Source organism: Alphaproteobacteria bacterium, from assembly GCA_041396705.1.
Taxonomy (GTDB): domain Bacteria; phylum Pseudomonadota; class Alphaproteobacteria; order CALKHQ01; family CALKHQ01; genus CALKHQ01.
The window spans coordinates 40366-66761 of record JAWKYB010000009.1; the positions used below are offsets into that span (position 1 = coordinate 40366).

The following is a 26396-nucleotide window of genomic DNA, read 5'->3' on the forward strand; positions in this document are numbered from 1 at the left end:
TGGCCGCGACCGGAGGAGGCGCGCGATGAGCGTGGAAACCAGCGAACCGGCCGCTGCGGCCGCCACCCCGCGGACGGCCGGCGCGACCCCGCTGTTCGAGGCGCGCGGCATCTCCAAGACCTACGGCCATGTCAATGCGCTGATGAGCGTGGACTTCGAGGTGCGGCGGAACGAGGTCGTCGGCCTGCTCGGCGACAACGGCGCCGGCAAGTCGACGCTGATCAAGATCCTCTCCGGCGTGGTCACGCCGGATCGCGGCCAGTTCTTCCGCGAGGGCAAGCCGGTGGACATCAGCACGCGCCGCCGCTCGGAGGAAGCCGGCATCCAGACGATCTACCAGGACATCGCACTGGTCCGTTCGATGTCGATCATGCGCAACATCTACGCCGGGCGCGAGCCGCAGGGCCCGCTCGGCTTCATGCGCATGGGCGAAATGCGGCGGACCGCGGTCGAGATCCTCGACAAATACGTGCGCATCGCCGGCATCACCTCGCCCGATCTGCTGGTCGAGGAGCTGTCGGGCGGCCAGGCCCAGGCGGTGGCGATCGCGCGCGCGGTGCACTTCAAGCGCGACATCCTGCTGCTCGACGAGCCGACCAGCGCGCTGTCGGTGCGCGAGACCGAGAAGGTGCTGGCGATCATGCGCGAGCTGGCCGAGAGCGGGGTAAGCTGCGTCTTCGTCACCCACAATCTCTACCACGCGTTCCGCGTTTGCGACCGCTTCGCCATCATGGCGCACGGCCAGAACGTGAAGAGCGCGCTGAAGGCCGACACCTCGCTGAACGAGCTGACCGACATCATCATGACGCACTGAGCCGGCCCGCGGGGGCCGCCGCGGGCCGCTGCGCCGCCGTCCGCTACTGGGCGGTCAGGTAGCCGGCGTAGATCGTCTGGTCGACCTCGTTGGCGATGTACAGCCGATGGCGGCCGCCGAACGGTTCCGGGTCCCACGGCGTGTCGGGATGGTAGATGGTCCCGGGGTCGCCGATGGTGCCGTTCTCCGCCCAGACCTGGGGGATGTGCTCCATGTCGCGGAAGCCGAGATAGTCGAAGGCGATCGATTCCATGCCCTGTTTGGCGCCGACGCCGCTGGACACGGCGATCTCGTTGCCCAGCGGACCGATGACGACGATTTCGTCGTTCTGCCGGTCGACGAAGCAGTAGCTCCAGGGCGAGGCGGAAAGCCCGCTGATGCTGCGCCCGGGATAGTCGCGCACGCCGAGCAGCAGGCCGTTGGTCGCCCACAGCTCGGCCGTGGCGCCGCCGCCGCGCACGAAGAAAAACCCGTTGCAGGCCAGCCCTTCCGGCCGGTACAGCCCCGCCGTCGTCAGCGCCAGGCGCGTTGCGGTCAGCAGGCCGTCGGTCGGATCGAAGGCGAGGATCGTGTCGACGTCGTTGGTGGCCTGGCAGGCCCAGATCACGCGGCGGAACGGGTCGTAGGCCATGCCCGAGATGGTCTCGTAGCCGACCGGGCTGACGTGGCGGAAGGCCTCGTCGCCGCCGAATGTGTGCAGATAGACCACGTCGTCGTCGAACCCGGTCTGGGTCAGGAACGCCAGATAGGGGTCGCCGTTGCGCAGGCAAATGGTCAGGCCCGTGGCCGCACCGGTGGTGGTCACCGGGAAGGGGAAGCTCCAGGTCGTTTCGAAGCGAAGGCTGGGGACCGGCATTTCGTACTCCTGTGACTGGGGAACGGACGCCGTTGTGCCCGGCGGTTGTGCATTTGGTACGGACTGCGGCGTGCATTCATGCGCCGGCCGGTGTGTTCCCGGTCACAGGCGGCGCGGTGAGGCGCGGGCGCGGCGATGCGGCGGCGGCCGCTGGACAAGGCGTCGGCCAGCGGCTCTACTGGCACCCGCACTGCGTGCAGTGGAAAGCCGAACGCGGCGAAAGGAGCGCATCGTGGCCCGTGGGCGCCCCCGGCCCACCTCAGCCGAGCATCCGCAGCAACCCTCGCCGGCGGCGTGGGACGGCAGCGGCGACGCGCCCGGCCTTGCCGTGCCGTCGCGGGCGGCGGACGGCCGCGCACGCCGGGTCACGGCCGCGCTGGCCATGCTGGTGCTGACCGGACTTGCACTCGCTGCCACGCTGCTGCTGGTGCAGCGCCAGGCCGATGCCTTGCGGCAGCAGGAGCAGGCGTCGTGGGAAACGCGCCTGCTCGATCTGGCCACCGCGCTGCGCGACGGCCTGGAAGCCGACGGCGACGACGACGTCGCCGCGCTGGCGGAAGTCGCGGAGAGCCCGACCATCGCGCTGTTCCTGACCGAGATGCGCGAGCAGGGCGGCGACCTGGACCGCATCATGGACGGCCCGGAGCAGCTGGACTACATCCGCAACGACCTCGCCGTCGTGGCCGCCGAGCACGGCTATCAGGTCGGCGACGGACCGCCGGCGGTCGATGCGAACCTGCCGGAGCGCGCGTCGCCGGAGCCGGAGGCGGCGACGCCGGCGCCGGAACCGATCACCGACACCACCAGCCTGATCCTCGGCGAATTCGCCTTCGAGGGCATCGCGCTGGTCAACCTGGTCGGCGACACCATCGTCGCGACCGACGAGTTTCCGCCGCTCACCTACGACATCCGGACCTTCATTCTGGAGGCGGCACGCGGCCAATCGCACGATTCCATCGCCTATGACGCGCCCGACGGGCGGCCGCTGTTCATGAGTTTGCAGCCCGCCTACGGCTTTCTCGACAACGAGCGGGCGGAGTCGCAGCAGGGCTGGATCCTCGGCCTGCGCCTGCTGGAGGAAGTGTTCGACACCGGCCGGCTGCTGGGTCGCGAGGACCGGTTCGATACCCTGCAGGCGGTCGCGGTCCGCCGCCATCGCGACATGCTGACCGGTTTGTCGCCGCTGCGCGACGGCACGCCGGGCGCCACGCTGATGCTGACCGATGCGCAGGCGCCGGCCTGGGCGGAGGCGCTGCGTTCGCCGGGCACGTCCGGTCTGTTCCGCGACATCGGCGGTGGCCGGGTGATCGCGGCCAGCGCGGGCTTCCACCGCCTGCCGGTTGCGATCGTGACGTCGATCGACACCGGCGAGGCGCTCGCCGGCGCCGCGCGGCTCGGCAGGCAGGAATATCTCTATCTGGCGCCGGTGGCGCTGCTCGGCCTGGGCGGTTGCCTGCTGGTTTGGCTGACAGGCGGTGCCGGCCGGCGCGGACGCTCATCCTGATCGAAGAGGAGAAAACCGATGCGCTACCCGGCCCGTCGTCGCGCGGCAGCGGCACATGCGGCAGGACTTCCCGCAGCGGCTGCGCTGACGTTGGCCCTGGCTGCTCCGGCGCAGGCGCTGACGCTGTTCGATCCGTCGCGCGAGTTCGCGATGCCGGGGCCTGCGGCCTTCCCGAAATACGCGGAGATGGTGCAGCGCTACACCGCCCAGTACCAGCAGATGACCAGCGCCTGCACCACCGGTGCGTTTGCCCTGTGCGCGCACATCGCGCGCTGGGCCGACTTCATCAACCGCTCGGAGGGAATGAGCGGCATGCCGCTGTTCGAGGCGGTCAACACCTATTTCAATGGCTTCGACTATGTCACCGATCCGTCGAACTGGCAGACGGCCGACTACTGGGAGACGCCGCTGCAGTTCTACGATGTCTACGGCGATTGCGAGGATTATGCGATCAGCAAGTACTTCACGCTGCGCGGGCTGGGCGTTCCGGCCGCCGCGATGCGCATCGTCGTGGTGATGGACGAGAATCTCGGCATCCAGCATGCGATCCTGGCGGTGAACACCGGCAGCGACGTGGTGCTGCTCGACAATCAGATTTCCGGCGTCGTTTCCGCCAGCCGGGTGGCCCACTACACCCCGATCATGTCGATCAACGAGGTGGGCGCCTGGCGCAGCCGTTGACGGGCGGTCAGCCGGCGCTCAGGGCAGCGTGCGCAGGCGGTCCGGCACCGCGAGGCCGATCTCGTCGAAGTAGCGCAGCGCGCCCGGGTGAAGCGGGAATACCATGCCGCGCAGGGCTGTATCCGGCGCGATGGCGCGCGCGGCCGGATGCATGTTGCCGAGGAACGAGAGGTTCTCGAAGATCGCGCGGGTTATCAGATAGACGTCCTGTTCCGGCATGTCGGACCGGACCAGCAGGGCGTTCGGCTCGGCGAGCGTGGTGATGTCGGCCCCCAGGCCATAGGTGCCGGCCGGCACCACATGGGGTACCCACAGGTCCGTGAACGGTCCGTTGGCGCGGGCGATTTCCGCCTCGTCGAATTGCAGCAGGCGCAGATCGGCGCCGGCAGCGTTGGCGAGTCGCACCATGGCCGGCATCGGGATGCCGCCGAACATGACGATGCCGTCGATCCTGCCCTCGACGAACGCGGTGACCGCCGCGTCGTAGCCGCCGACGTCGACCGGGTCCAGCGCCAGCGGCTCGATGCCCAGATTGGTCAGGATCGCGACGGTCGAGGCGCGCGAGCCGGAGTCCCGCCGGCCGAAGCTCAGCCGCGCCGCGCCCACCGACGACAGATCGTCGACGAAGCCCGACTGCACCAGCGGCTCACGCAGCGCCACATGCATGACGTCGGGCCAGAGCATGGCGATCGAGCGCAGCGCCGCGCCGCTGTCCGGCTGCGCGCGCGGGTCGTCCGGCAGGTCGACGCCGGACGCGGCCTGGCGCGCGTGCAGGCCTTGAACCAGGGCCAGTGAGGCGGACCCGTCGCGCAACAGGTCGATGTTGGCGCCGGAGCCGGCGGTGGGCTGGACGCTGAGTTCGAACCCGGCGCGATCCCTCAGCAGCGCCTTGACCAGGGCCTCGATGGCCACGCCCACGGGATAGTAGACCCCGCCGGTGGTGCCGGTGGCAAAGGCATAGGCGCGAATGTCCTGGGTGGCGGCGGGTCCGGATGCCAGTCCGCCGGTCAGGATCGCCGCGAGGCAGAGCAGGCGAAGCATCGACCAACCTCCCCGGGGTCATCGACGGCACGCAGTCGTCCGGCCCCGTTTCCATAACATGGATCGCCGGAAAGGTTCAAAAAGGGTGGACGGACGGACCCGAATTTCGCGTTTCGCGAGCGCCTCGGCCGCGCGCCGGTCTCAGTCGCCGAAGCCGATCGCGTAGACGGGCGGCAGCCGGGCGTCCAGGGCGGCCCAGCTGTCGCCGCCGTCCTCGCTGAGCCAGACGCCGCCGCTGGTCGAACCCATGGCCAGCGTCCCGCCGGCGTCGTCGACGGCCAGGCCGTGGCGGTAAACCAGGTCGTAGGCATGGCTCTGCGGCAGCCCGCGGGTCAGGGTCTCGAAGCTGCGGCCGCCGTCGCGGGTGCGCGCGACCACCACCCGTCCGTCGGCGGGATAGCGGAACTCGTCCTTGACCGCCGGCACGAACCAAGCCGTGTCGGGGTCGGTTGGATGGGCGGCGACCGCGAAACCGAAGGCCGACGGCGGCGTGCCGCTGATCTCGGCAAAGGTCGCGCCGGCATCGGTGGAGCGGAAGCGGCCGCAGTGGTGCTGCACCCACATCACGTCCGGGGCGGTCGGACAGAGTACCAGCCGGTGCGGGTCCTGGTTGGTCTCGTCATAGGCCTGCTCCGGCGGCAGGAAGTCGGCCCGCATGCCGGTGCCGGCCTGCTTCCAGCTGGTGCCGGCGTCGCCGCTCTTCCACACCCCGCCGCAGGAGACGGCGAGCGTGATGCTGTCGCCATCGCGCGGGTCGATCACCACCGAATGGATGCCGGGCTGGTCCTTGCCGCCGCCGAACCACTTGGCGCGCCGCGGCTCGTTCCACAGCGAGTCGACCAGCTGCCAGCTGTCGCCGCGGTCGGCCGAGCGGAACAGGCCGCCCGGGATGGTGCCGGCCCACAACTCGCCGGGGCGCGCAGCGGGCCCGGCGACCAGTTCCCAGATCAGCCCGACCGCCGGCGCCTTGCTGCCGTCGGTCTCGTCCGCGCCCTCGACCTTGGGGAAGGCCGGGGCGGCCACCTCCTGCCAGGCGCCGCCGGCCTCGCGGCGGTGCAGCCTGGTGCCGAAATGACCGTTGTCGTGGGCGGCATAGAGCGCGCCGTCGCGCGTATCGGCCAGCGCGATCGAGATCGGCGTGCCGAGGAAATCGACGCGGTCAACGGCCCAGCCATTGGCGCGCCGCGCCAGCGTGAACAGCCCCTTGCGCGTCGAGACCAGAACGGACTTGCCCATGCGCGTGACCTCCCCTGTCGTCCGCTCAGCCGCCGGACAGCGCCTGCATGACATAGATTTCGGCGTCGGGCCGGACCTCATGGTCCAGCACAGCGTCGTTCATCACCCGCTCGCCGTCGACGAAGATCGCCACATGCTTGCGCAGCCGGCCCTGGTCGTCGAGCACATAGGTGCCGAGCTTCGGGTACCCGGCGAACACCTGGCCCAGCACCGCACCCACGGTATCGCCCTCGGCCGAGACCGAACCCGCGGGCGCGACGCGGCGCAGATGGGCGGTGAAGTTGACGGTGGCCATACGTTAGCCCCTTGCGCAAGCACCTATGTAAGCATGCTATGACGCTTGGTCATCGCATTTCCAGCTGAGATCGCCGATCAACGCCGTCGGCAGGCTCCTCGTGCTTGAGAGTTCGCGAGCCGCTCACGTGAATTCGTGGCGCTGGCGCGTGTGCGCCCGAATGTAGTGCCAGTCGTAGGTGACGCCCAGGCCCGGGCCGGCCGGCACCGGCACGCAGCCGTCGGCATCGACGCAGTCCAGCTGCTCGCTGTAGCCGCAGGCATAGACCGGCGGCACCGCGTTGGGGCAGTCGGGCCCGACCAGGGCGACCTCGTAATAGTTGGTGTTGCGCATCGCGCTCATCACCGCCCGGTGGGCCGGGCCGGAGGCGTGCACCTCGCAGTCGACCCCGAACGCCTCGGCCAGGTGGGCGATCTTCATCGCACCGGTGATGCCCATGTCGTATTCTGGGTCGGAGCGCAGGAAGTCGGTGCCGCCGGCGATCAGGAAGTCGGCCTTCGGCTCCAGCCCGCGGATGTGCTCGGTCTGCAGGATCGGCGTCTTCAGCATCTCGCGCAGCTTCTTGTGGGCGAAGGCGCTGGTGCCGGCGTCGCGGAACGGGTCCTCGTACCAGAAGAAGTTGGCCTCGTCGCAGGCGCGCCCGACATAGAGCGCATCGGCGAAGGTCCTAAGCTGGCAGGCCGGGTCGATCATCAGGTCCATCTCCGGCCCGACCCGGTCGCGCACGTGCAGCACGTTCGCCGCCTCCTCGCGGCGGTCGCCCTCGTGCCAGCCGTGGATCTTGAACGCCCGGTAGCCGATCTGCTTGCAGCGCAGCGCGAATTCGCCAAACGCCTCCTTCGACGCGAGCCCGCCGTTGCGGTCGCCATGATAGGTCGAGGCATAGGCCGGCAGCCGGTCGCGCCAGCCGCCGAGCAGCGCCGAAACCGAGCAGCCGTATTTCTTGCCGGCCAGGTCCCACAGCGCGATGTCGAGCGGGCCGTGGCCCATGTGATCGTACTGGCGCAGCTCGCGCTTCAGGTCGTCATAGATCGCCTCGCGCTGCTCCGCATCGCGGCCGAGCAGGCTCGGCGCCAGCATCAGGCTCTGGGCCAGCGCGGCCCGGGTGCCGACCCAGTGGGTGACATATTCGCCGCGGCAGCCGTCGCGGGTCTCGATCGCCAAGGCATAGCGCGACATCTCGGTGACCGCGCCCGGGCTGTACTCGATCGCCCCGCCGGGCGAGCCGCCGGCATGCCAGGCGCCGGTCGCGGCCGCCGCCTTCGACACGCCCATGTTCTTCACCGCGAAGGTGAAGTCGCAGATCTCGATCCTGGAAATGATGGATCCCGCCACGGCGCCCGCTCCCCTGGCCTAACCTAGTCGGCGCCGGCGTTGGGCCTCGGCACGGGCGGCGCGGCGGCATCGGTTGATGCCGGCTTGCGCGTCCCGGCACCGAGCCTAGGGCTTCGCGCGCGACGGCGCCAGACGCGGCAGGCGAGTGGGCATCAGACAAATGAAACGGCCGCCGGCGCGGTGCTGGACGGGGAGAGCAGCGCGGTGCCGGCGGCCGTGGGACGGCCCGCTGGGGACGGGCCGATGGGATCAGTAGCCGTAATTGGGCGAGTCGAAGGTCCCCGGCGGGGTCAGCAGGCCGCCGATGCCGCCGATGCCGGCGCCGACGATGGCCGCGCGGCCGGGGTTCTCGTCATAGGCCCAGGCGCCGAGGGCTGCCGCGCCCGCGCCGAGTACCGCGCCGCTGGCAATGCGCTCCGCCGGGGTCTGGCCGCAGGCCGCGACGCCGGATGCGACGGCCAAGACGGCGCCGATCATCGCAATCTTCCTCATGGTCTCATCCTTTCGCATGCCGGCACCGGAGTGGCGCCGTTCATGGCCAGGATGTGGGCGGGGTCAGCTGAAATCCGCAGGGCAGGCCCGTTATCTTTCGTTGAATCACGGGGCGTTTGCGGGGCGATTGCGGGCAGGGACCATGGCACGGCCGGGGCCGGAATGGGGCGCGGCGCCCGACCGTTCGGGATTCCGGGCTGTCGCGCCGCCGGCCTGCCGCCGCCGGTTGCTCAGTAGGCCGCGCCGGCGCCGGTATCGAGCACCTGCGGATAGGGATAGTCGACGCCGAGCAGGGCGCGCAGCGTGGGCGAGGCGCGGTCGATCACCTCCTGGCGCACGCTCCTGAGCTGGTCCTCCATCGGCTTGACGAACTTCGGCAGGAACTGGCCGAGCAGGCCGACGCGCGGCCTGTCGGTGCGGTTGGCGCCGGCGCCGTGCCAAAGCAGCCCGGTCATCAGCATGGCGGAGCCGGCCCGGCCGGTGGTCTGGATCATCTGGCGGTAGAATGCGTCCTTGTCCGGCCATTGCCCGGACAGCTGCGTGCCGGGCGCCACCATGGTCGCGCCGTTCTCCAGCGTGAAGTCGTCCAGCATCACGGTGACCTGGCAGTTCATCCGGAAGCTGGTGTTGATGTTGCGCGGGAAGGTGTGGCGGTCGTAGAGGTCCCAATAGGGATAGTCGAGGTGCGGCAGCTGGCCCTCCGCGCCGGGCCGCTGGATCCGCGCGGCATAGGAGCCGAGCTTGAATTCGCTGCCCAGGATCCGGGCGAACACCGCCAGCACGGTCGGGTGCTGCACCATGCGTTCGAACACCGCGCCCTTGTCGATCAGGTTCCAGACGTGGTCGGTGGCGGCGAGCACGGACAGCGCGTCCTTCTTGTCGACGTCCGGCGGCGGCAGGCTGGCCAGCTCGACGATCCGCGCCCGGGCCTCGGCCACGGTCGCGGCGTCGTAGGCGTCCTCGAGCACGTAGTAGCCCCTGCCGTTCATCAGCTCCTCGACGATCGCCTCGACCTGGGCGTCGTCCGCCACCGCCTGCTGCATCTCGTTATCCCCCGCCTGCATCCGCACTGCTACTCGATCCGCGCGCCCTCCGGCACCGGGTCGGGCCAGCGCGCCAGCCAGCCGCCCTCGATGTCCAGGCTCAGATCGCCGATGCCCTTGCGGCCGCGCCAGGCCTGCTGGCGCTTCTCCTCCGCCGCGATCCAGGCCTCCCAGTCCGGCCGCCAGCCGGGGTCGTCGGCCTTGCGCATGACGATCGGCTCGCTGTGGCCTTCGACGCCGTTGGGCAGCTTCGGATCCTGCCAGCGCAGGTCGACGCTCCAGCGCACCTTGTCGGAGAAATTCTCCAGGCTGCGGTGCGGCACCAGCTGGTTGAGCAGCAGCACCGAGCCGAACCGCATCTCGCAGGTCACGATGCGGTCGCGCGGCAGCGCGTTGTCGGGGATGAACAGGTACCAGCTCTTGGAGTGGCCGATCAGCCGCTCGCGGTAATGCTTGAACACCTGACCGGGCTTGTGGCCGCCGCGGATCACCTGCATCGCGCCGATGTTGGCGTCGATGTCCTCGAACGGAATCCAGGCGGCGGGCTGCAACGTGGTCTCCGCGCCGGCGAGCAGATAGGCGGTGTCCTGGTGCCACGGCACCGTCATCCGCCGGGTCTGCGGCGTCTTCGAGCGGATGTTCCAGATCGGGTGGCCGGCGATGTCCGGGCCGACGATCTGGCCGACCATGTCGATCAGCTTGTCGCACGACCACAGCCGGGCCAGCGCCAGCGGCAGCACGTTGTACTGATGCAGCAGCACCGAGGTCTCCGGGTGCTCCTGCTCGATCGCCGCCAACCGGTGGTGGAAGTCCTTGTCCGCGTGTTTCGACCGGATCTTGCCATTGGCATAAAGCTGGTCGGCGAACAGGTCGACCAGCTCGGCGATCGCATCCATCGTCGGCTGCAGCTCGGCCGGCTCGAACACGTCCGGCACGATAACGAAGCCGTCCTCATGGAACCGCTCAAGCTGTTCCGCGGTCAGTGCCATGGCTTTCCTCCCCGAACGCCACTTTGCGGACAGCTTACAGGTGCCGGCGATGGCGTCGAAACGTTTTTCTGGCGACGGCAGCGCCGCACTGCAACGCAGAACAGGCGGTTCGTGCGGACCCTTGACCCGGTTCCCGCCCTCGGACGGGCTCGCTGGCGGACGCGAAGCGCCGGTGCGACCCTTTGGCCGCGGCGGTGGTCTGCCTTGCGTGCGCGTGCGGAACCGCTCAGGCTGTCTGGGCGACAGCAGCCATTCGCGCGATGGCGGGTCGCAGCGGCAGTGGTGCGGTCCCGACCCCGGTCCCGGATTGCTCAAGCCGACACCAACTCCGGCGGTCCCCGCCGTCCAAGGGAAGGGAACAAGCATGGCGTATTACGTCGCCCCGGATGGAAACGACGCCAACAGCGGATTGGGTACCGACCGGCGCTGCGCTCGCTCACGCGTGCGATTGACCTGATCGCTGAGCGATATGGCGACACCGTGGACCTGCCGGAGACGGTCCACCCCGCCGCCGGCACCTATGCCGGCGAGCACGGCGAGGTCTTCCCCATCCTTGTGCCGCCCAATGTCGAAGTCCGCGGCGAGGGGCGCGCGAAAGCACGATACTCGGGAATACGACCTGGGCGCCGGGATCCAGATCTGCCTCGATCTTCGCGGCACGCTGTCCGATATCGCGGTCAGAAGCAGGCGCTCCCTGGAGGCGGTCTGCGATCGCGCGGTCGTCACCAACGACCCGGATGCGGTTGTCGAACGCGCCGCAGTCTATTCCGGCTATTTCGAGCGGGCCTATTGCGTCACGGACGTGGCGTACGACCTCCAGATGTCCGTGGGCGAAGCTGATGAGATCGCGGGCGAGCTCTTCCCGCTGGTCCGCGCCTGCGCATCGTCGGCCGACGGACCTACATGACCAGTTTCTTCGCGTTCGGCGGGCGGATCGAGGGCTGCGTGTCGACACAGCATGCTCGCGGGAACCGGTTCGTGATCGCCTCGCCGGGCCACACGATCTTTCAGAACAACGAGCTCGACCATTGCGAGTTCATCGTGACCTGTACCCGCGAGGAACCGCGCGCACCGGACGAGGCCATTCCGCTGATCTCCGAAAACGGGTTCACCGCGGACCTGGTCTACAGCCGCAACGAGACCGACTGGTTCCAGTTCGCGACCATCTTCGTTGCCGGGGATCTGCTGTGGCGCGCCAACAGGATCCAAGCCAACAGCATGCTTGTCTCGGCCGCGGCCTGCTTCGAAGACAATCCGCTGATCGCGGCCGCGCAGATTAGGATTGGCGCGTTCGAGCCCCCGGTCGGCTATCAGAGCCGTCCCGTCGCACCAGTTTTCGTCAACAACGACATCCGGCAGATCCCGTTCCTCAGCCGGGGCCCCTACGCCTATTGCTGGGGCCCTGAGGCACCTGCGGAACTGGCGTGGCAACCGCCGAGCCTGATGTGGATCGGCGCCGACGCGCGTCCGGTCTTCCAGGACAACGCGTTGCGCACCGTCGTCGGGTCCATCTGCATCCAGGATGAGGCGAGGCCGGACTTCGGCGGCGGTGGCCAGAGTACGGGTGGCAATCGGTTCGAACGTGACGAGACCACGGCGTGCCCATGGTTCTACGCCGACGTGCTGATCGATGTCGGCGAAGGCAACACCGCGACACTGCAAGCGCGGGACAACACCTGGTTTCGGGACACGGTCGAGGTCGATCTGAAGAGCGGCACGGTCGAGTGCAACCTGGCCCCGACGACTTCGTCCTTGGCACCTATGACTGAGTTGAAAACGAGCGGAGTGCCTGATGGCGTTGCGCAGGTTCCTGCCGATAGATCTGCCGGTGGTGGCGCACCGCATCTTCGGAGCCAGCCATGGCGAAGGCACCGTCTGGTCCGCGGAAGACCCGATCGCGGCGGCGCTGCCGCAGGACGACGCCGGTACGATGGTGTCCGATTACAACATCATGCGCGCCCGGAAAGCTCCGAGCGGCGGCGCAGGGACGCGATCTTCCCGCGGGCGGAGCCGGGTCGTTCCGGCACCCCGGGCCCGGTACCGCCGTTCGATCGACCAGATACGGGATCTGTTCGACCGGGGCGGGCGGTCTGAAGCCAGCGGCGAGCGATCGGTCAACGCCATCTGGGCGCAGGCTCAGATCCATTTCCGCCTGATCGCCATCGTCGATCATGCCGTGCGCAGCGACGACGCGCTGCTGATGGGCGGCTTCCAGAGCTACGCGCGGCGGCTCAATCAGGTCGGCGTGGTCAACGCCTATTTCGTCAGGGCGCTGGACGGCGCCGCTGGGTATGGCGTGTCGACACCGTGGCCGCACGACGCCGCCAAGGCGCCCGCCTATGTGGTGATCGGCGACCGCGAGGAGACCGCCTTCGACTGGGACGATGCCGTCTGGATCCTGGCGCACGAGCTGGGACATTCGTTGTCGCTGCCGCATGGGGGCGACAGCGGCAACCTGATGTGGCCCTGGGTCGGCGCATCGGGCGAGGGGCTCAGACCCGTGCAGGCCATGCTCTGCGCGCGACTACGCCAAGCGATATGCGCATGGCATACGGGCCTTCGCGCCGCCAGCCCGGCCTTCGCGGCGTTGCTGGCGGATGCGAGTCGGAGCCCGCCACATGAGGGCCTACATGGACACTTCCTGGCGCTTCGGGAGTTGACGCTATGGCGCGAGCCACCCGGAAATCCCCTGACCGGCGAGCGGCGGTGCTGCAGTTTCTCAGCGCCACCGAAATCGACGACAGCATCGTCAGCGGCCTGTTGCGGATCGAGGGCGCAAGGGCGGTGCTGGCCGGTGTCGCCAAAGGCGAGATCGGCGCGTCGGGCTATCAGGTCGGCAATGCCATCCACGTCCTCGGCCGCCTGCGGGAAAGCGATGCAATTCCCCATCTCCTGTCGGTGCTGGAGAAGGCGGACGCTCCGCAGCGCCTGCGCGCTCTGGCAGCCCTGGCCAGGATCGGACCCGACGAGCGGGCCGTTGCCGCGCTCAAGACCGTCGCGCGGGACCGGAAGGCGGAGCCAGCGGAAATCGCCTTTGCGCTGCGCGCGCTCGAACGAGGCGCCGACAGGTCCCTGGCTGACGAATTTGCGAAGCAGCCTCCGCGCCACGGTACCGACTCCGGGGTATCCGAATCCCTGGCACGTCTGGTCGCCACGGCGCGCCGGCGACCTGTCGGGCGCGCAACGGGCAAGCCCGCGTAGGCCCCGGGGCGCACACAAAGCGTGAGAAACAGGGCCGGGCGGTGCGCCAGTCACGCGAAGGGCGGCTTGCGCCGCCCTTCTCTTCGCTTCTCTCCGGCGCGGCTGCGCGCCTGGATCAGCCGGCCTTCAGCACGGACTCGGTGATCTCGCTGTCGTCGGCCAGCGGACGCTCCGGCTGCAGCTTCAGCTTCTTCAACTCGGCATGATAGGCGGCAACCGCCTTCTTCGGCTTCACCGAGCCGGCGATCACCCACGCATCAGGCGCACCAGCGGCACCGGCGCCACCGCCAGGTTGATCTTGCGCCCGAACAGCGCGACCCGGCCGCCGTATTTCTGGGTCTGGTGGACCAGCTCGAAGGTATCGCGGGTGGTGCCCTTGCCGCCGCCGAGGATGCCGACGACCAGCCGCGACGGATCGTAGCTGGCCAGTTCCTCCAGCGCCGCCGGACCGTTGTAGACCATCTTCAGGAAGGCCGGAAAATCGGCCGAGGTCACACCGGCGAGCGCGCGCACGATGCAGTCGTTGACGAAGGTACCGAGGTCGACGCCGTCGCGCAGGCCCACGTCGAAGGCCGGGTTGAACACCTCGAGGAAATGCTCCAGGCCATGGCCCGCCGCTTCGGCGCGGAACTTCTTGTATTCGACCAGCTGCTCCAGGTCGCGGTCGCGGTCGTTGGAGAAGGTGACCGAATAGAGGCCCAGGCTGGCGATGCCGCGCACCCTGCTGAGGTCGAGCGTGCGGAACGGCCGCGAGGCGCTCTCGCGATAGGCGCCGCCGCGCTGCGACCAGATGCAGGTGGTGTCGTTGTAGCGTACGGCCGGGGTCACCCCGGTGCGGGCGAACACGCCCTCGTGCGCCAGAATCTCGCAGGTCGAGGCCGAGCACAGCAGGATGTCGAGCAGGCCGCTCTCCGCCATCTCGGTCATGGCGTCGAGGTACTGGCGGCGGTTCTTCAGGCCCTTGCCGGACGGGTCGGGCCCGGGCGCCGCCCGGCCGAAGCCCATGTCGCCGTCCTTGGCGTCGGCAATGATGAAATCGGCCGGCGTGTAGCGGCCGGCACGGATGTTGGCGAGCTTCGCGTTCAGGGAGGCCATCGGTCATCTGCTCCTGGGCCCGATCGGGCCCGCGGTCGGTGGGATTGAAAGGCTGGCGCGGCGGCGGGTCGAAGCGGACGTCCCGCCCGAACGGGCCGGACAATGGCGCAATTGCAGGCAGATTGCTACTGTTGTATCGCCGCACGAACAAATGAGACGTTCGGATTTGGCCGGGGCCGCCAGGTCCCGATGCCGGTTGCCGGCGCGCGCGTCGACATGCTTTCTAGCGTGGCGCGACTTGGGTCGGCGTCGCGCATGGCGGAGGGGAGGCCGCAACCGATGATGGACCCGAAGAGCGAGGCGACGACGTGAGCGCGCCGTCCGCGCCACTGCTGGTGGGACTCGACGCCGGGACCACACGCGTCCGCGCCCTGGTGTTCGATGCCGAGACCTGCCGGCCGGTGGCCGAGGGCTCGCAGCCGACGCCGATGGACTATCCGCATCCGGGTTGGGCCGGCTACGAGACCGAGGCGCTGTGGCGCGCTGCGGCCGCGGCCATTCGCCAGGCGCTGGCCGGCGTCGACGACCCGCGGCGAATCGTCGGCATCGGCACCTCCAGCGTCGGCGAGACCGGGATCGGCCTCGACGCGGCCGGCGAGCCGACCGCGCCGGCGATCGCCTGGTTCGACAAGCGCTCGCACGCCGAGTGCGAGGACCTGCGCGCCCGCCACGGCGACGATGCGCTGACGCTGAGGACCGGCATGCGGCTGGACCCGATCGCCGGACTGCCGAAAATGCTGTGGTTCAAGCGCAACCACCCCGACGCCTTCGCCCGCACCGCCCACTGGCTCACGGTCGCCGACTATCTGAACTACCGGCTATCGGGCGTGGTGGCGACCGACTACAGCCTGGCCTCGCGCACGCTGGCGCTCGACATGCGCAGCCTGGCCTGGGCCGACGATCTGATCGACGACGCCGGCATCCCCCGCCACCTGTTCCAGCAGGTGCTGCCGTCGGGCGCGCGGCTCGGCCCGCTGACGCCGGAAGCCGCTGCTGCCACAGGCCTGCCGGCGCACTGCGTTTCCGCGGTCGCCGGCCACGACCATCCGCTCGGCGCGCTGGCGGTCGGCGTGTTCACCCCGGGCACGCTGATCGACTCGCTCGGGACCTCAGAGGCCTGCCTGTTCGCGATCGACCGGCCGATCGACGAACCGGCGATCTTCGCCCAGGGCTTCGAGCAGGAGGTGTTCGTCGTCGACCGGCCGATGTACCTGGCGCTGGGCGGCCTCTACACCTGCGGCGCCGCGGTGGAGTGGTTCCGCAAGAACCTGGCCGGCGGCGCCGACTTCGATACGCTGAACGCCGGCGCGGCCACGGTGCCGCCCGGCAGCCTGGGCGTCACTTTCCTGCCGCACCTTCGGCTCGGCACGCCGCCGAACCTGGACAACCGCTCGCGCGGCGCATTCATCGGGCTGAGCACCGATGCAACCCCGGCCGTGTTCTATCGCGCGCTGCTGGAGGGCGTCGCCTTCGACCTGAAGAACCTGGCCGATGCGATGGGCGCGATCCCGCGGATCCTGGCCGGCGAGGCGGCCGGGGCGGGCGGCATCACCGATGCGATCAGGCGCATCCGCATCATCGGCGGCGGCTCGAAGAACGAACTGCTGCTGCGGATCAAGGCCACCGTCTACGACCGCACCCTCGACGTCGTCGAGGTGCCGGAGGCCGTCAGTCTCGGCGCGGCCCTGTTCGCCGGCATGGCGGCAGGCGTCTATGCCGGCCTGGACGCGGCGCTGGCCGCGGTGCCGCAGACGGTGCACCGGATCGAGCCGGTGCCGGAGTGGCGCGATCTCTACCGCCAGCGCTTCCGCGAGGTCTGGCAGCCGGCGGTAAAGGCGCTGCAGCCGCTGCACTGGGCCGCGCGCGGCGGCTGACGCGACAGCGACGGGTCCCTGCCTCAGTTCGACGAGGCCGGCGCGCCGGACGCGTCCGCGGCGGGTTGTTCGCTGCCCTGCCGATCCGGATCGGGCGCGGGCGGTGCAGCGGCTGCCTGCCGGTTGGCCGTGCACCGGTCCCCGTCGAACTCGCTGACCACCGGCAGGCGCGCGGTCGTGGCGGCGAGGGCGTTGGCGAAGCCGAACAGCTCGAACGCATCGTCCCAGCTGCGTGCCGGTTCGCTGACCGAGAGAACCAGCGACACCCCGCCCTGCAGCCGCGGCATCAGCGAGCCGAAGGCGCCGCCGGGCATGACGACGGTGCCGGTGCCGCGCTCGACGCGCCAGTTGGTGCGAGCGATGGCGTGGGGCAGGTCGTCGTCGACCGCCAGTGTCAGCACCGCCGCCTCGGCTTCCGGTGCCGGCAGGTCGGGGCCGGCGGTGTAGCGCCATTCCAGCCGCGGCTGCGCGGCGGTGCCGGTGACGTCGATGCGCAGGTCGGACGGTTGCCGTTGGGTCGCCACCGAGCGGGTGCTGAGCCGGCATGGCGGGCCGTCGGCCGGGTCGCGGCACGGATCGCAGGCGGCCTGCCAGGTGCCGTAGGTCAGCGCGAACGGGGTCTGGTTGCCCAGTGGCGCGCTCGGCCCCTGTTGGTCGGCATCGGGTGGCAGCGGCGGCAGGATCGGCAGCAGGTAGTCGTGCGCCGCCCAGCCGGTGACGCCGCGGAAGGCGACCAGCACCCAATCGCCCTGGCGCTGGCCGCGGTCGAGGATGCCGTCGGCGCCGCCGGGGATCGTCCCGACCACGGGCGCGTCCGGTGCCGGGTTGGCGCGCATCAGCAGGTTGGCGGCGCTGTTCAGGTTGCGATACGCCGCCGCGCCGCCCGAGATCGGCGTCAGCAGCGGCCGCAGCACCCAGACCACCGGTCCGGCGCCGCGCCGGGTGGAGACCTCGACCCAGTCCTTGTCTTCGTCGTGCGCTGTTCGCGTGGTGCCCATCAGCTCGGTGCCCGGCGGAATCGGGGTCAGCACGATGCCGTAGCGGAACGACGAGAAGGCGGGCACCGGGCCCGCGCCGGTCGAATAGAGCGGGCCGGGCAGGGCGGTCGGCCCCTCGGCCGTCGCGGCGTCCGGCGAGGCGGTCAGGCTCGCCAGAGCGGGGCTGTCCGCCGGCGCCGCCGTCGGCTCGGTAGCGTCGTCGTCGGCTGGCGTTGCGCCGGTCGCGGCGGGACCGGTCGGTGGCGCGGCGGCGCCATCCTCGGTCGGCGTCTCGGCCGGTGCTGCCGGTGCGGCGGCGGCCGTTGCAGCCGGGGCGGCAGGCAGGGCGGCGCAGATGGCCAGATACCGGGCGATGACCGCCTTGCTGCCCGCCAGCGGCAGGGTCGCGACCGTGCCGTCGGTGACGTTGACCTGCGCCTCGCTGGCGTCGCTCAGGATCTGCCACAGCACGTCGTCGCGCGGCAGGACGCCGGCGACGTGCAGGCCGAAGGCGTCCTCGACCACGGTGGCGGAACGCCTTTCCTGGTCGCGTCGCGTGGTGAACAGCACGTCGACCTGGTCGCCTTCCCGATGCTGGGCGAGATCGAGATAGAGCGCATATTCGCTCTGCGCCGGGTTTGATGCATGGCAGGCGACATCGAGCACGATGGTGTCGGTGGCAACGGTACCGAAGGCGAGGCGGCCGGAGGGCAGGCCGTCCGCGCCCTGGCCTTGCCAGGCGGCCCAGGCCGGCTCGGCCCGCGCCATGCCGGGCGCCGGGCCGGCGAGGCACCAGGACAGGAAGATCAGCCCGATCCGCAATCGCCGCACCGGCCGGTCCCTTCGCATCGCGTTCGCCCGGTACGGGCCGGGCCGGGCGAACCCTGCCGCGGACCGCGGCGAAACTCAACCCGTTGCGTCGGGTGCTGCCGCGCCGCCGGTGCTCGACACTGTGAATGGTCTTGCAATCCTGAAAGGTTTAGCGCTTCACTAAACGCAATTTATTGGGGATGCGCGCGGCCGACTGGTGCCGGAACGCGCGCACCGTTGCCGGGTCATGCACAACCACGCGACGCAACGGGGGGAACCGCTCGGCGCCGAGGGCGCGCTGGACGGTTTCGTGCGCGTCGCGGGCGGCCTGCGCTCGGACATGACCCGTGGCCTGCTCGATTTCTGGACCGCGCTGCGTGGGCGCTGCGGCGGCCTGCCGACGCGGGCGATGGTGGAGCCGGCGGCGATCGGTTCCCGGATCCTTCCGCACATCTTCCTGTGCGAGTATCTCGACGACGGCGGCGTGCTGATCCGGCTGCAGGGCAGCTATCTCGGCTCGCGCGCCTATCAGGCGCTGACCGGCCAGCGCATCGGCCCGAAGTCGTTTGGCGGGAACTCGTCCGCCATCCTGTCGATCTACAACGCCGTGCGCGCGCTGGAGCGGCCGATCGGCACGCACGAGCGCTCGATGCGGCCGGATTGCCCGGTGATCGTCGCCGAGGTGCTGCACACGCCGCTCGCCGCCGAGCCCGGCGGGCCGGCGCGCTTCGTGCTGGGTGCGCTGGACCGGATCGACGAGGCCGACCCGGCCAGTGCCGAGGGCGCGCTGTGGGGCCGGTTCGCTGTGAAGCTGGTCGACCCGCTCTGACCCGGTTTCGCGCCGCCGGCAAAGGCGGTACCGTGCGCCAGCCCCGCAACCGCTGCACGGTGTCGTCATGAAGCCGGTCGCCGACAAGGCCGAAGTCTCGCTGGAATTCCCCGACAAGACCTACATGGGCTCGTTCACGCGCCATTCGTCGTTCCAGGCCCAAGCCGACGCCGAGGGCGTCGCCGTCAAGCTGGTGCGCGCGGGCGGCGACGGCCACCGCGTGGTGGGCATCCACCTGCACTGGTACTTGTTCGCCGACATCCTCGACGAGGTCGCCGCTGCGATCGAGACCGGCCATCCGGTCGACGCGGGGCATCGCGCGCCGCTGCACGACGCCGCGGCGCGGCTCGCCCGCGCCACCCGCACCGGGCCGCGCTGAGGCGAGGCGGCGCCGCTCAGGGCCGCTCGATCCGGATCTTCTTGGCCTCCGGCGCGGTCGGCACGCGCTTCGGAATCGTGACGGTCAGGACGCCGTCCTTGTGCACCGCCTGGATCCGGTCCGTATCGGCGTCGTCGGGCAGCCGGAACGTGCGGCGGAAGCTGCCATAGACCCGTTCTGAGAAGTAGAAATCCTTGCCCTTCTCCTCGCGGCTGGCCTTCTTCTCGCCGCTGATGGTCAGTCTGCCGTCGCGGATCTCGGCGTGAATGTCGGCGTCGCTGACGCCCGGCAGTTCGATCGACACCTCATAGGCCTCCGGCGTCGCGGCCGCTTCCGAACTGGGTGCGAAGAACTCCGCGACGCGCTCGCCGAACTGTCGCACCGGCGCAAAGAACTGCGACCACCAGTCCGGTGTATTGCGGGAAAGCTCCGACTTTTCGACCATGGCAGGCACCCTTCTCCAACGCGGCCGCACCGCAAACGCGATGGATGCTGGCGCGGCGGCCTGCACGGTTCCGTGATCTGGATCAACGCTGCGTGTCTTGGGAACCGGGGCCTCCGCACGGCGTTCTGCGCCGCCCTTGCCCGCCGCATCTCTCACGGCAGGCGGGTGGAGTTGCGCGGCCTCAGGGTCGTCGCTAGTCTTCGAACTACATTTGTTGCGAGGGGAATCCATGGAGACGGGCGCGCCTTCCGACGCGGACCAGCGACAGCCTGCTTCCGACCCGCTCGCCGCGCTGGCCACGATCGCCGGCGGGCTGGTCTCCCAGGTCACGCGCGACATGCTCGCCTATTGGGGCAGCCTGTGCGAACGCAACGGGTGCCGGGTTCCGGCGCGCAGCCAGCTCGACCCCGGCGAAATACCGCCCCGGCTGCTTCCGCATCTGTTTCTCTGCGAATTCACCCCCGACGGCGGCGTGCTGATCCGCCTGCAGGGTGGCTACCTGTCGGAGAGCGCCGGCCAGGCGCTGACTTGGCGGCGGATCGACCGGCAGACATTCGGCGACAATGCGGCCGCCGTGCTGCAGGTCTATGCGGCCGTGCGCGACACCGGCCGCCCGATCGCCACCCACCAGCGCGTGCTGACTACCCTTGGCGTGCCGATCGTCTCGGAGGTGCTGCACCTGCCGTTCTGCCGGGGCGACCGGCCGGACGGCCCGGTCGGCTTCGTGCTCGGCGCGCTGGACCGGATCGACAATGCAGTCGCCGGCGGGCGCGATGCGCGCGCCGCGGAGTGGACGTCGATCGAGGTGCTGCGCTCGGTCTGACCGGCGCCGCCCGGCGCAGGGCCGCGCCCGCGGACTCAGCCTGCGGCGACGACCGCCTGCTTGAGCGCACGCACCGTGGCGGCATCGGTCAGCATGCGGCCCTCCGGCGCGACGAAGCCGAAATCCGCCTCCTTGCCCGACGGCGGCGGGCCGGCGACCGCGGCCGAGGCATGGACAGCGCGCGCCCCGGTGCGGCGAATCAGACTGGCGATGCTGTCGGGTGCCAGGCCGCCGCCCGGCATCACCACCAGCCGTCCGGCCGCACGGCCGACCAGATCGGCGACCAGGCCGGCGCCGTCGACCACCGAGACCTCCTGGCCGGAGGTCAGGATATGGTCGCAGCCCAGCGCGGCCGCCTGGTCCAGCGCGGCGTGCGGATCAGGGACCAGATCGAAGGCCCGATGCAGGGTCGCGCCCAGGGCGCCGCGCGCGGCGAGGAGTTCGGCCAGACAGGCCGTATCCAGGCTGCCGTCGGCCAGGCTGGCGCCGACCACGACTCCCTCCAGCCCGGCAACACGCGCCTCGGCGACGTCGGCCTGCATCTGGCTGACCTCCGCCGCTGTCCACCGGAAATTGCCGTCGCGCGGGCGGATCATCATCCGCACCGGGACCGGTGCCTGGCGTGCCAGCGCGATCAGGGAGGATGGCGGGGTCAGCCCGCCGACCGCCAGGGCGGCGCACAGCTCGATCCGATCCGCGCCGCCGGCGATGGCGGCGGCGAGCCCGTCGGCGCTGTCGACGCAGATTTCCAGAATTGCCGGCATCGTCCGCTGCGCTCCTTCGCTCGCCGTTGCGACCCGCGGTCGCGACTCCGCGGTGGCGGCACCAGCTTAGCGCCGGGCGTGGATCGCCGCATCGAGGGCGTTCAGGAAGCGGCTGCGGTCCTGCTTCGAGAAGGTGCGCCCGCCGGCCGCGATCGCGCCCATGTCGCGCAGGTCGGCGTTGAGGGCGCGCATGGCGATGGCGGAGCCGATATTTGCCGTCGTGAACGGCCGGCCGGTGGGCGCGACAACCCGGGCGCCGCGTTCCAGGCAGCGCTTCGCCAGCAGGATGTCGGCGGTGACCACGATATCGCCGGACTGGACGCGCGCGGCGATCCAGTCGTCAGCCGCGTCGAAGCCATCGCCGGCAACCACGTGATGCACCCTGGCGTGCGGAGTAGGCCTCGTGCCCTGGCCGCTGACCATGTAGACGAGGATGCCGCAGCGTTCCGCCACGCGCAGGATCTCGGCCTTGACCGGGCAGGCGTCGGCGTCGACGTAGAGCGCAGGCGGCTCAGCCATCGCCGATCCCGCCCGCAGGCGGCCGCTTGCATTCGCGCACGGCATTGCTCCTTGTTGTGCAGGGATGCGTTTGCCGTGCAGGCGTGCGCGGCGCAAGCGTCGCGACTGGAACCTGCGAAGAATCGAGACGAGGGCCAGGGTTGCACGACGATCGGTTGCCGACGGAACTGTGGGTGATGGCCCATGTGCGGCGATGCAACGCCGCCGGCGTACCGGCGATGGTGGTCCGGCGCGGCGATGCCGGCCGGGGCACCGTGATCCTGAAGATCAACCAGCTCGAGCACGGGTGCCGCATTCTGTCGCAGACGCGCGACCTGGACGGGACGATGGGCTGGCTCGCGGCGTTGAAGGGCGCGCTGGTGCCGGAGGCGGAGGCCGATGCCTATGTGGCGCGTGCCGTCGACCGTGACCCAGATCTCTGGGTGATCGAAGTCGAGCATCGCGAAGGCTGGCACCCGTTCGAAGGCAAGGTTTTTTGAGCGATCTGACGCGGGTGTGAAGAATCGGCACAAATTGCGTAAAATGCGATACAAATTTTTCCGTAATTGCAAATGAATATCGGTTGTTGATTTGGAGTGTGTGCGCTTAGAGTTGAGCTGTTAACTACATTGTCTTTACGGAATGCGAAAGTTGGCGAAATTTTTACACGCATATCTGCATCTGTTGCGCAGAGAGATAGCGTGAATTGGAGGCTTTCATGACGTTGTGCGCAAGGCTTGCCCTGTTCGGCGCAGTCCTGCTCGGCGTTTCCGCCGCGGCGCAGGCCGAGTCCGACCGCGGCCTGGAGGTCGTTGGCCTGGCCGGCGGCACGGTCAGCCTCGACCTGGATCAGATCGAGAGCATGGGCTCGACCCGGCTGGAAACCACGACGGTGTGGACCGATGGCCAGCAGAGCTTCGTCGGCGTGACCGGCGCCGACTTCGTCGCGGCGATCGGCGCCAGCGGCGAGGCGGTGCTGACCCATGCGATCAACGACTACGAGGTGGTGATTCCCTTCGCGGTGTTCGCGGCCGAGACCACGCTGATCGCCTATCGGCGCAACGGCGAGCCGATGTCGGTGCGCGACAAGGGACCGCTGTGGATCGTCTTCCCGTTCGACGCGGACGCGATGTTCCAGAGCGACACCTATCGCTCCTACGCCATCTGGAACCTGGACCGGGTCGAGTTCCGCTAGGACGCGAGGCACCGCGATCATGGCTCTGGACAAGCCCTGGCGCGCCTTGGCGACCGTGGTGCTGACGCTGCTCTACGGCGGCTTCCTCGCCGCGCCGCTGGTGCTGCTTGTCAAAGAGGCATCGCTGCATCGCGAGATCGATGCGTTTCTCGGCGTCGAGGACAGCTTCGTCCTGCACCGCGCCCAGATCGAGGCCGACCGGGCCACGATCCTGCTGCAGCAGACGCTCTACGGCGACCCCGCCGCCCACAGCGACCGGGTGCGGACGGCGTTCGATGTGCTGTACGGACGGCGGGAGGCGCTGATCAACGTCGGCCGGCGCACCGCGCTCGGTTCCCTGCCGGCATTCGACGGCGCGATTGCGTCGATGGCCGCGGTGATCGACCAGGCCGACCGGCTGCTGGAGGCGCACGACGGCGATGGCTTGCCGGCCGAGCCGGTCTCGGCCCTGCTCGACCGCATCGACGCCCTGCATGGCCACCTGGCAACGTTGTCCGGCCAGGCGGTTGCGGCCGGCGCGATGGCGCGCGACGAGATCCGCGCGCGCACGGCGTCGCTCAACGAGCAGGTCGACGCTTCCCTGCTCGCGCTGCTGCTGGCCAGCCCGATCTATGTCGGCGGCCTGGTGGCGACCAACCTGCGGCTGCGGCGGGCGGCCCGGCGGATGGCGGCGCTGGCAAGCGAACTGGGCAGCAAGAACGTCGAGCTGATCCGCGCGCGCGACGAGGCCGAGGCCGCCGGGCGCGCCAAGACCAACTTCCTGGCCAACATGAGCCACGAGCTGCGCACGCCGCTCAACGCCGTGATCGGCTTCGCCGACGTGATGGACCAGGAGATGTTCGGGCCGCTCGGCAACGACCGCTATCGCGAATATGCCGGCGATATCTGCGGCAGCGCGCGGCACCTGCTCGGCCTGATCGGCCGAATCCTGGATTTCGCCAAGATCGACGGCGGCCATTGGCAGCTCGAGGAACGGGCCGAGCGACCAGCCGAGATCGTCGACACCGCCTTGCGCATGGTGCGCCCGTTGGCAGAGGCACGGCGGCTGCGGCTGACGCGGACGGACGGCGTCGACGCGCTGTTCGTCCGGCTCGACGAGCGCGCCATCATGCAGGCGGTGGTCAACCTGCTGTCCAACGCGATCAAGTTCTCGCACGACGGCGGGCGTATCGACGTGACGCTGGCGCGGAACGGTCTGGGCGGGCTGGACATCCGCGTCGCCGACCACGGCATCGGCATGACCGAGGCGGACGTGGCGCGCGTCGTGCTGCCGTTCACCCAGGTCGGCGACAGCTTCGCCCGCGCCAAGGAAGGCATCGGACTGGGGTTGGCGATCACCCGCGCGCTGGTCGACCTGCACGGCGGCGAGCTGCTGATCGAGAGCGCGCCGGCGGTCGGCACCGCCGTGACGATCCGGCTGCCGGCCGAGCGCATCGAGACGGCGGAAACCCGGCGCGGCGCGGCGCGGCGCGACGGAGCGCGGCGCCAGCTTGCCTGAGCCGCCTGCTTCCATTCGCACTCTTGACCGCCCCGTCCTGGCGTTGCATCGCTGCCTCGCGCCTGCAGCGGGGGGAACGCGATGTCCGAGGAGTATCACCCGACCGGCCTTGCCGCCTACAAGCCGGCCGAGATCGCCCGGCTGATCGAGGCTGCCGGCATCGCCAAGGCCCAGCTCGGCCTGCTGCCGCTATCGATGCTTGGCATGCTGGCCGGCGCGTTCATCGGCTTCGGCGGCATGTTCTACCTGGTGGTGATGACCGGCGCCGGCGACCTGTTCGGGCCGGCGCGCCTGCTCGGCGGCATCGCCTTCTCGCTTGGCCTGATCCTGGTGGTGGTCGGCGGGGCGGAGCTGTTCACCGGCAATGCGCTGATCGTGATGGCGCGGATCGACGGCCTGATTTCGACCGCGGCGCTGCTGCGCAACTGGGCGGTGGTCTATCCGGCCAACCTGGTCGGCTCGTTGGGCTTCGTCGCGATGATCTGGGCCGCAGGTACGATGGATCTTTCGGCCGGGGCGGTGGGCCAGACCGCTGCGAGGATCACCGAGGCGAAGCTGGCCTTGTCGCCGCTTGCCGCCTTCGCCCGCGGCGTCCTGTGCAACGCGCTGGTGTGCCTGGCGATCTGGCTGACCTTCGCGGCGCAGAGCGCGCTGGGCAAGATCGTTTGCATCCTGTGGCCGATCACCGCCTTCGTCGCCCTGGGCTTCGAACACTCGGTGGCCAACATGGTGCTGCTGCCGCTCGGCCTGCTGGCCGGCGCGGCCGGCACGGTGGGCGATGCGGTGCTGAACCTGGTCTATGTGACGCTGGGCAACATCGTCGGCGGCGCCGGGGGCGTCGCTTTCACCTACTGGGCGATCTATCTCCGCGGTCGTCCGCATCCGCCCAAGGCAGGGCCGGCCTAACGGCCGCGCTTCGCTTTCGGCGCCTTTGCACCTGTTGCCTCGGTGGCGAGGCGCAGCGCACGTAGTTTGGCGATCTTGTCCCGGGCGGCCTGCTCGACCGACGCGCGGTCGTCGACCCCGGGGCTGTCCTGCCGTGTCATCCTGGCGAATTTCTCCTCGGCCTTCGACCGAGCGGCGCTCATCATGGCGCAATTTCCCTTGTTGTGTCGTGGGGGTGCCGACCCGCCGGCCGATGGCGTCGCGCCGTCCCGGCGCACGCAAGCGGCCCCGTCGCGGGCCCGATAGTCGGCTCAAGACCCGCCAACCGCGGGTTCCCGGCCATGCCGCGCCGGTCGAATTGAGCCGGGCGGAGCGTCCGGGCCGCTTGCGGCCCGGTGCATTGGGGGCGGCTGCCCCGCACACGGATGTGCGGGGCAGCGCCTTCAGCTCAGCTGAGAACCTGCAGATTCTCGGCTGCGGTCTTGCCGTTGCGGCCAGGCTGAAGCTCGTACGACACCTTCTGGCCTTCGCGCAGGGTGGTCAGACCCGAGCGCTCGACGGCCGAGATGTGGACGAACGCGTCCCTCCCGCCGTCGTCGGGCACGATGAAACCGTAGCCCTTGGTGGCGTCGAAGAACTTCACGGTACCTTTCGTCATGGGTAGTTCCTGTGACAGTTGCAAGATGGCGGGTCCGACCTGCGATAGCCGTTTCCGCCGGGGGTAACGCTCACAATGTCAGGGATGACTGGACGGGCCCGCGCACGGGGAGCCGGAGGCAACACGAGAACAACTGCGAAACGTACGCTCTTCAAATAGCCGTTCCGCCGGCAAAATCA

30 protein-coding genes are annotated in these 26396 nt (G+C 69.8%); 14 read left to right on the forward strand and 16 right to left on the reverse strand.

Annotation, left to right across the window (positions count from 1 at the left end):
* The first annotated feature begins 25 nt into the window (after nt 1-25).
* Entirely contained in the window at nt 26-814 is a 789-nt protein-coding gene (locus tag R3F55_13790) for an ATP-binding cassette domain-containing protein (GenBank protein ID MEZ5668483.1), read from the forward strand.
* 43 nt (nt 815-857) lie between these two features.
* Here R3F55_13790 and R3F55_13795 read toward each other — a convergent pair whose 3' ends face one another.
* A complete protein-coding gene (locus tag R3F55_13795) occupies nt 858-1670 on the reverse strand; it encodes a hypothetical protein (protein MEZ5668484.1) in 813 nt (270 codons plus the stop codon).
* Between the two features lie 232 nt (nt 1671-1902).
* Here R3F55_13795 and R3F55_13800 point away from each other — a divergent pair, with 232 nt between their 5' ends.
* Both R3F55_13800 and R3F55_13805 read left to right on the forward strand, forming a co-directional pair.
* On the forward strand, nt 1903-3174 hold the full coding sequence (locus R3F55_13800) for a hypothetical protein (GenBank protein ID MEZ5668485.1): 1272 nt from the start codon (nt 1903-1905) through the stop codon (nt 3172-3174).
* A gap of 90 nt (nt 3175-3264) precedes the next feature.
* Entirely contained in the window at nt 3265-3855 is a 591-nt protein-coding gene (locus R3F55_13805; GenBank protein MEZ5668486.1) for a transglutaminase-like cysteine peptidase, read from the forward strand.
* 18 nt (nt 3856-3873) lie between these two features.
* On the opposite strand, the gene R3F55_13810 is transcribed toward R3F55_13805, so the two are convergent.
* The 7 genes from R3F55_13810 to R3F55_13840 form a co-directional block, all read right to left on the reverse strand.
* Nucleotides 3874-4896: a TAXI family TRAP transporter solute-binding subunit gene (locus R3F55_13810; protein ID MEZ5668487.1), complete on the reverse strand. Its 1023-nt coding sequence runs from the start codon at nt 4894-4896 to the stop codon at nt 3874-3876.
* Nucleotides 4897-5037: 141 nt separating this feature from the next.
* The gene (locus tag R3F55_13815) at nt 5038-6132 is read right to left on the reverse strand and encodes an exo-alpha-sialidase (GenBank protein ID MEZ5668488.1); all 1095 of its coding nucleotides are present in this window, start codon (nt 6130-6132) and stop codon (nt 5038-5040) included.
* 25 nt (nt 6133-6157) lie between these two features.
* Entirely contained in the window at nt 6158-6427 is a 270-nt protein-coding gene (locus R3F55_13820) for a MoaD/ThiS family protein (GenBank protein ID MEZ5668489.1), read from the reverse strand.
* Between the two features lie 123 nt (nt 6428-6550).
* On the reverse strand, nt 6551-7702 hold the full coding sequence (locus tag R3F55_13825; protein ID MEZ5668490.1) for an enolase C-terminal domain-like protein: 1152 nt from the start codon (nt 7700-7702) through the stop codon (nt 6551-6553).
* Between the two features lie 309 nt (nt 7703-8011).
* On the reverse strand, nt 8012-8254 hold the full coding sequence (locus R3F55_13830; protein MEZ5668491.1) for a hypothetical protein: 243 nt from the start codon (nt 8252-8254) through the stop codon (nt 8012-8014).
* Between the two features lie 230 nt (nt 8255-8484).
* Nucleotides 8485-9318, reverse strand: a complete 834-nt coding sequence (locus tag R3F55_13835) for a phytanoyl-CoA dioxygenase family protein (GenBank protein ID MEZ5668492.1) — start codon at nt 9316-9318, stop codon at nt 8485-8487.
* Between the two features lie 8 nt (nt 9319-9326).
* Nucleotides 9327-10286 carry a phytanoyl-CoA dioxygenase family protein gene (locus tag R3F55_13840; protein ID MEZ5668493.1) on the reverse strand — a complete coding sequence of 320 codons (960 nt, stop codon included), beginning with the start codon at nt 10284-10286 and terminating at the stop codon, nt 9327-9329.
* A gap of 565 nt (nt 10287-10851) precedes the next feature.
* On the opposite strand from R3F55_13840, the gene R3F55_13845 reads away from it, so the two are divergent.
* The 3 genes from R3F55_13845 (at nt 10852) to R3F55_13855 (ending at nt 13487) form a co-directional block, all read left to right on the forward strand.
* Complete coding sequence (locus R3F55_13845) at nt 10852-11193, forward strand: hypothetical protein (GenBank protein ID MEZ5668494.1); 342 nt, start codon at nt 10852-10854, stop codon at nt 11191-11193.
* On the forward strand, nt 11190-12380 hold the full coding sequence (locus R3F55_13850) for a hypothetical protein (protein ID MEZ5668495.1): 1191 nt from the start codon (nt 11190-11192) through the stop codon (nt 12378-12380). Before R3F55_13845 ends, R3F55_13850 begins: the two co-directional genes overlap by 4 nt.
* A 570-nt stretch (nt 12381-12950) precedes the next feature.
* Nucleotides 12951-13487 (forward strand): HEAT repeat domain-containing protein, encoded by a 537-nt coding sequence (locus R3F55_13855; protein MEZ5668496.1) that lies wholly within the window; start codon nt 12951-12953, stop codon nt 13485-13487.
* A gap of 115 nt (nt 13488-13602) precedes the next feature.
* On the opposite strand, the gene R3F55_13860 is transcribed toward R3F55_13855, so the two are convergent.
* Both R3F55_13860 and R3F55_13865 read right to left on the reverse strand, forming a co-directional pair.
* Nucleotides 13603-13737 (reverse strand): hypothetical protein, encoded by a 135-nt coding sequence (locus tag R3F55_13860; GenBank protein MEZ5668497.1) that lies wholly within the window; start codon nt 13735-13737, stop codon nt 13603-13605.
* The gene (locus R3F55_13865) at nt 13734-14582 is read right to left on the reverse strand and encodes a hypothetical protein (GenBank protein MEZ5668498.1); all 849 of its coding nucleotides are present in this window, start codon (nt 14580-14582) and stop codon (nt 13734-13736) included. Before R3F55_13865 ends, R3F55_13860 begins: the two co-directional genes overlap by 4 nt.
* Before the next feature lie 308 nt (nt 14583-14890).
* On the opposite strand from R3F55_13865, the gene R3F55_13870 reads away from it, so the two are divergent.
* Nucleotides 14891-16456, forward strand: coding sequence for an FGGY family carbohydrate kinase (locus tag R3F55_13870; protein ID MEZ5668499.1), 1566 nt, complete (start codon nt 14891-14893; stop codon nt 16454-16456).
* A gap of 23 nt (nt 16457-16479) precedes the next feature.
* On the opposite strand, the gene R3F55_13875 is transcribed toward R3F55_13870, so the two are convergent.
* Nucleotides 16480-18264 (reverse strand): hypothetical protein, encoded by a 1785-nt coding sequence (locus R3F55_13875; protein MEZ5668500.1) that lies wholly within the window; start codon nt 18262-18264, stop codon nt 16480-16482.
* A 226-nt stretch (nt 18265-18490) separates the two neighbouring features.
* Between R3F55_13875 and R3F55_13880 the strand changes: the two genes are divergently transcribed.
* Nucleotides 18491-19072: a PAS domain-containing protein gene (locus R3F55_13880; GenBank protein MEZ5668501.1), complete on the forward strand. Its 582-nt coding sequence runs from the start codon at nt 18491-18493 to the stop codon at nt 19070-19072.
* 67 nt (nt 19073-19139) lie between these two features.
* Complete coding sequence (locus tag R3F55_13885; protein MEZ5668502.1) at nt 19140-19451, forward strand: hypothetical protein; 312 nt, start codon at nt 19140-19142, stop codon at nt 19449-19451.
* 16 nt (nt 19452-19467) lie between these two features.
* On the opposite strand, the gene R3F55_13890 is transcribed toward R3F55_13885, so the two are convergent.
* Entirely contained in the window at nt 19468-19962 is a 495-nt protein-coding gene (locus tag R3F55_13890; protein ID MEZ5668503.1) for an Hsp20/alpha crystallin family protein, read from the reverse strand.
* 163 nt (nt 19963-20125) lie between these two features.
* Between R3F55_13890 and R3F55_13895 the strand changes: the two genes are divergently transcribed.
* Complete coding sequence (locus R3F55_13895; protein ID MEZ5668504.1) at nt 20126-20719, forward strand: PAS domain-containing protein; 594 nt, start codon at nt 20126-20128, stop codon at nt 20717-20719.
* A 35-nt stretch (nt 20720-20754) separates the two neighbouring features.
* On the opposite strand, the gene R3F55_13900 is transcribed toward R3F55_13895, so the two are convergent.
* A complete protein-coding gene (locus R3F55_13900; protein MEZ5668505.1) occupies nt 20755-21483 on the reverse strand; it encodes a copper homeostasis protein CutC in 729 nt (242 codons plus the stop codon).
* 66 nt (nt 21484-21549) lie between these two features.
* Entirely contained in the window at nt 21550-22002 is a 453-nt protein-coding gene (locus R3F55_13905) for a YaiI/YqxD family protein (GenBank protein ID MEZ5668506.1), read from the reverse strand.
* 140 nt (nt 22003-22142) lie between these two features.
* Here R3F55_13905 and R3F55_13910 point away from each other — a divergent pair, with 140 nt between their 5' ends.
* The 4 genes from R3F55_13910 to R3F55_13925 all read left to right on the forward strand — a co-directional run bounded on the left by R3F55_13910 (nt 22143) and on the right by R3F55_13925 (nt 25580).
* Nucleotides 22143-22481, forward strand: coding sequence for a DUF1491 family protein (locus R3F55_13910; protein ID MEZ5668507.1), 339 nt, complete (start codon nt 22143-22145; stop codon nt 22479-22481).
* Nucleotides 22482-22699: 218 nt separating this feature from the next.
* Nucleotides 22700-23176 carry an oxidoreductase gene (locus R3F55_13915; protein MEZ5668508.1) on the forward strand — a complete coding sequence of 159 codons (477 nt, stop codon included), beginning with the start codon at nt 22700-22702 and terminating at the stop codon, nt 23174-23176.
* A 19-nt stretch (nt 23177-23195) separates the two neighbouring features.
* Nucleotides 23196-24674 carry a HAMP domain-containing sensor histidine kinase gene (locus R3F55_13920; GenBank protein MEZ5668509.1) on the forward strand — a complete coding sequence of 493 codons (1479 nt, stop codon included), beginning with the start codon at nt 23196-23198 and terminating at the stop codon, nt 24672-24674.
* A gap of 81 nt (nt 24675-24755) precedes the next feature.
* Nucleotides 24756-25580, forward strand: coding sequence for a formate/nitrite transporter family protein (locus R3F55_13925; GenBank protein MEZ5668510.1), 825 nt, complete (start codon nt 24756-24758; stop codon nt 25578-25580).
* Here R3F55_13925 and R3F55_13930 read toward each other — a convergent pair.
* Together R3F55_13930 and R3F55_13935 are read right to left on the reverse strand one after the other, a co-directional pair.
* Nucleotides 25577-25765 (reverse strand): hypothetical protein, encoded by a 189-nt coding sequence (locus R3F55_13930; protein ID MEZ5668511.1) that lies wholly within the window; start codon nt 25763-25765, stop codon nt 25577-25579. The two genes, R3F55_13925 and R3F55_13930, sit on opposite strands and share 4 nt — an antisense overlap.
* 242 nt (nt 25766-26007) lie before the next feature.
* Complete coding sequence (locus R3F55_13935) at nt 26008-26217, reverse strand: cold-shock protein (GenBank protein ID MEZ5668512.1); 210 nt, start codon at nt 26215-26217, stop codon at nt 26008-26010.
* Nucleotides 26218-26396 lie beyond the last annotated feature (179 nt).

What these genes read in the sequence shown, in the direction of transcription:
- R3F55_13840 (MEZ5668493.1), bottom strand. Translation starts at nt 10,286, where the DNA reads ATGGCACTGACCGCGGAACAGCTTGAGCGGTTCCATGAGGACGGCTTC.
- R3F55_13845 (MEZ5668494.1), top strand. Translation starts at nt 10,852, where the DNA reads ATGTCGAAGTCCGCGGCGAGGGGCGCGCGAAAGCACGATACTCGGGAA.
- R3F55_13795 (MEZ5668484.1), bottom strand. Translation starts at nt 1,670, where the DNA reads ATGCCGGTCCCCAGCCTTCGCTTCGAAACGACCTGGAGCTTCCCCTTC.
- R3F55_13895 (MEZ5668504.1), top strand. Translation starts at nt 20,126, where the DNA reads ATGGAGACGGGCGCGCCTTCCGACGCGGACCAGCGACAGCCTGCTTCC.
- R3F55_13920 (MEZ5668509.1), top strand. Translation starts at nt 23,196, where the DNA reads ATGGCTCTGGACAAGCCCTGGCGCGCCTTGGCGACCGTGGTGCTGACG.
- R3F55_13925 (MEZ5668510.1), top strand. Translation starts at nt 24,756, where the DNA reads ATGTCCGAGGAGTATCACCCGACCGGCCTTGCCGCCTACAAGCCGGCC.
- R3F55_13905 (MEZ5668506.1), bottom strand. Translation starts at nt 22,002, where the DNA reads ATGGCTGAGCCGCCTGCGCTCTACGTCGACGCCGACGCCTGCCCGGTC.
- R3F55_13835 (MEZ5668492.1), bottom strand. Translation starts at nt 9,318, where the DNA reads ATGCAGGCGGGGGATAACGAGATGCAGCAGGCGGTGGCGGACGACGCC.
- R3F55_13915 (MEZ5668508.1), top strand. Translation starts at nt 22,700, where the DNA reads ATGACGTTGTGCGCAAGGCTTGCCCTGTTCGGCGCAGTCCTGCTCGGC.
- R3F55_13820 (MEZ5668489.1), bottom strand. Translation starts at nt 6,427, where the DNA reads ATGGCCACCGTCAACTTCACCGCCCATCTGCGCCGCGTCGCGCCCGCG.
- R3F55_13810 (MEZ5668487.1), bottom strand. Translation starts at nt 4,896, where the DNA reads ATGCTTCGCCTGCTCTGCCTCGCGGCGATCCTGACCGGCGGACTGGCA.
- R3F55_13855 (MEZ5668496.1), top strand. Translation starts at nt 12,951, where the DNA reads ATGGCGCGAGCCACCCGGAAATCCCCTGACCGGCGAGCGGCGGTGCTG.
- R3F55_13830 (MEZ5668491.1), bottom strand. Translation starts at nt 8,254, where the DNA reads ATGAGGAAGATTGCGATGATCGGCGCCGTCTTGGCCGTCGCATCCGGC.
- R3F55_13885 (MEZ5668502.1), top strand. Translation starts at nt 19,140, where the DNA reads ATGAAGCCGGTCGCCGACAAGGCCGAAGTCTCGCTGGAATTCCCCGAC.
- R3F55_13850 (MEZ5668495.1), top strand. Translation starts at nt 11,190, where the DNA reads ATGACCAGTTTCTTCGCGTTCGGCGGGCGGATCGAGGGCTGCGTGTCG.
- R3F55_13880 (MEZ5668501.1), top strand. Translation starts at nt 18,491, where the DNA reads ATGCACAACCACGCGACGCAACGGGGGGAACCGCTCGGCGCCGAGGGC.
- R3F55_13825 (MEZ5668490.1), bottom strand. Translation starts at nt 7,702, where the DNA reads ATGGGCGTGTCGAAGGCGGCGGCCGCGACCGGCGCCTGGCATGCCGGC.
- R3F55_13790 (MEZ5668483.1), top strand. Translation starts at nt 26, where the DNA reads ATGAGCGTGGAAACCAGCGAACCGGCCGCTGCGGCCGCCACCCCGCGG.
- R3F55_13930 (MEZ5668511.1), bottom strand. Translation starts at nt 25,765, where the DNA reads ATGATGAGCGCCGCTCGGTCGAAGGCCGAGGAGAAATTCGCCAGGATG.
- R3F55_13865 (MEZ5668498.1), bottom strand. Translation starts at nt 14,582, where the DNA reads ATGGCCTCCCTGAACGCGAAGCTCGCCAACATCCGTGCCGGCCGCTAC.
- R3F55_13900 (MEZ5668505.1), bottom strand. Translation starts at nt 21,483, where the DNA reads ATGCCGGCAATTCTGGAAATCTGCGTCGACAGCGCCGACGGGCTCGCC.
- R3F55_13935 (MEZ5668512.1), bottom strand. Translation starts at nt 26,217, where the DNA reads ATGACGAAAGGTACCGTGAAGTTCTTCGACGCCACCAAGGGCTACGGT.
- R3F55_13815 (MEZ5668488.1), bottom strand. Translation starts at nt 6,132, where the DNA reads ATGGGCAAGTCCGTTCTGGTCTCGACGCGCAAGGGGCTGTTCACGCTG.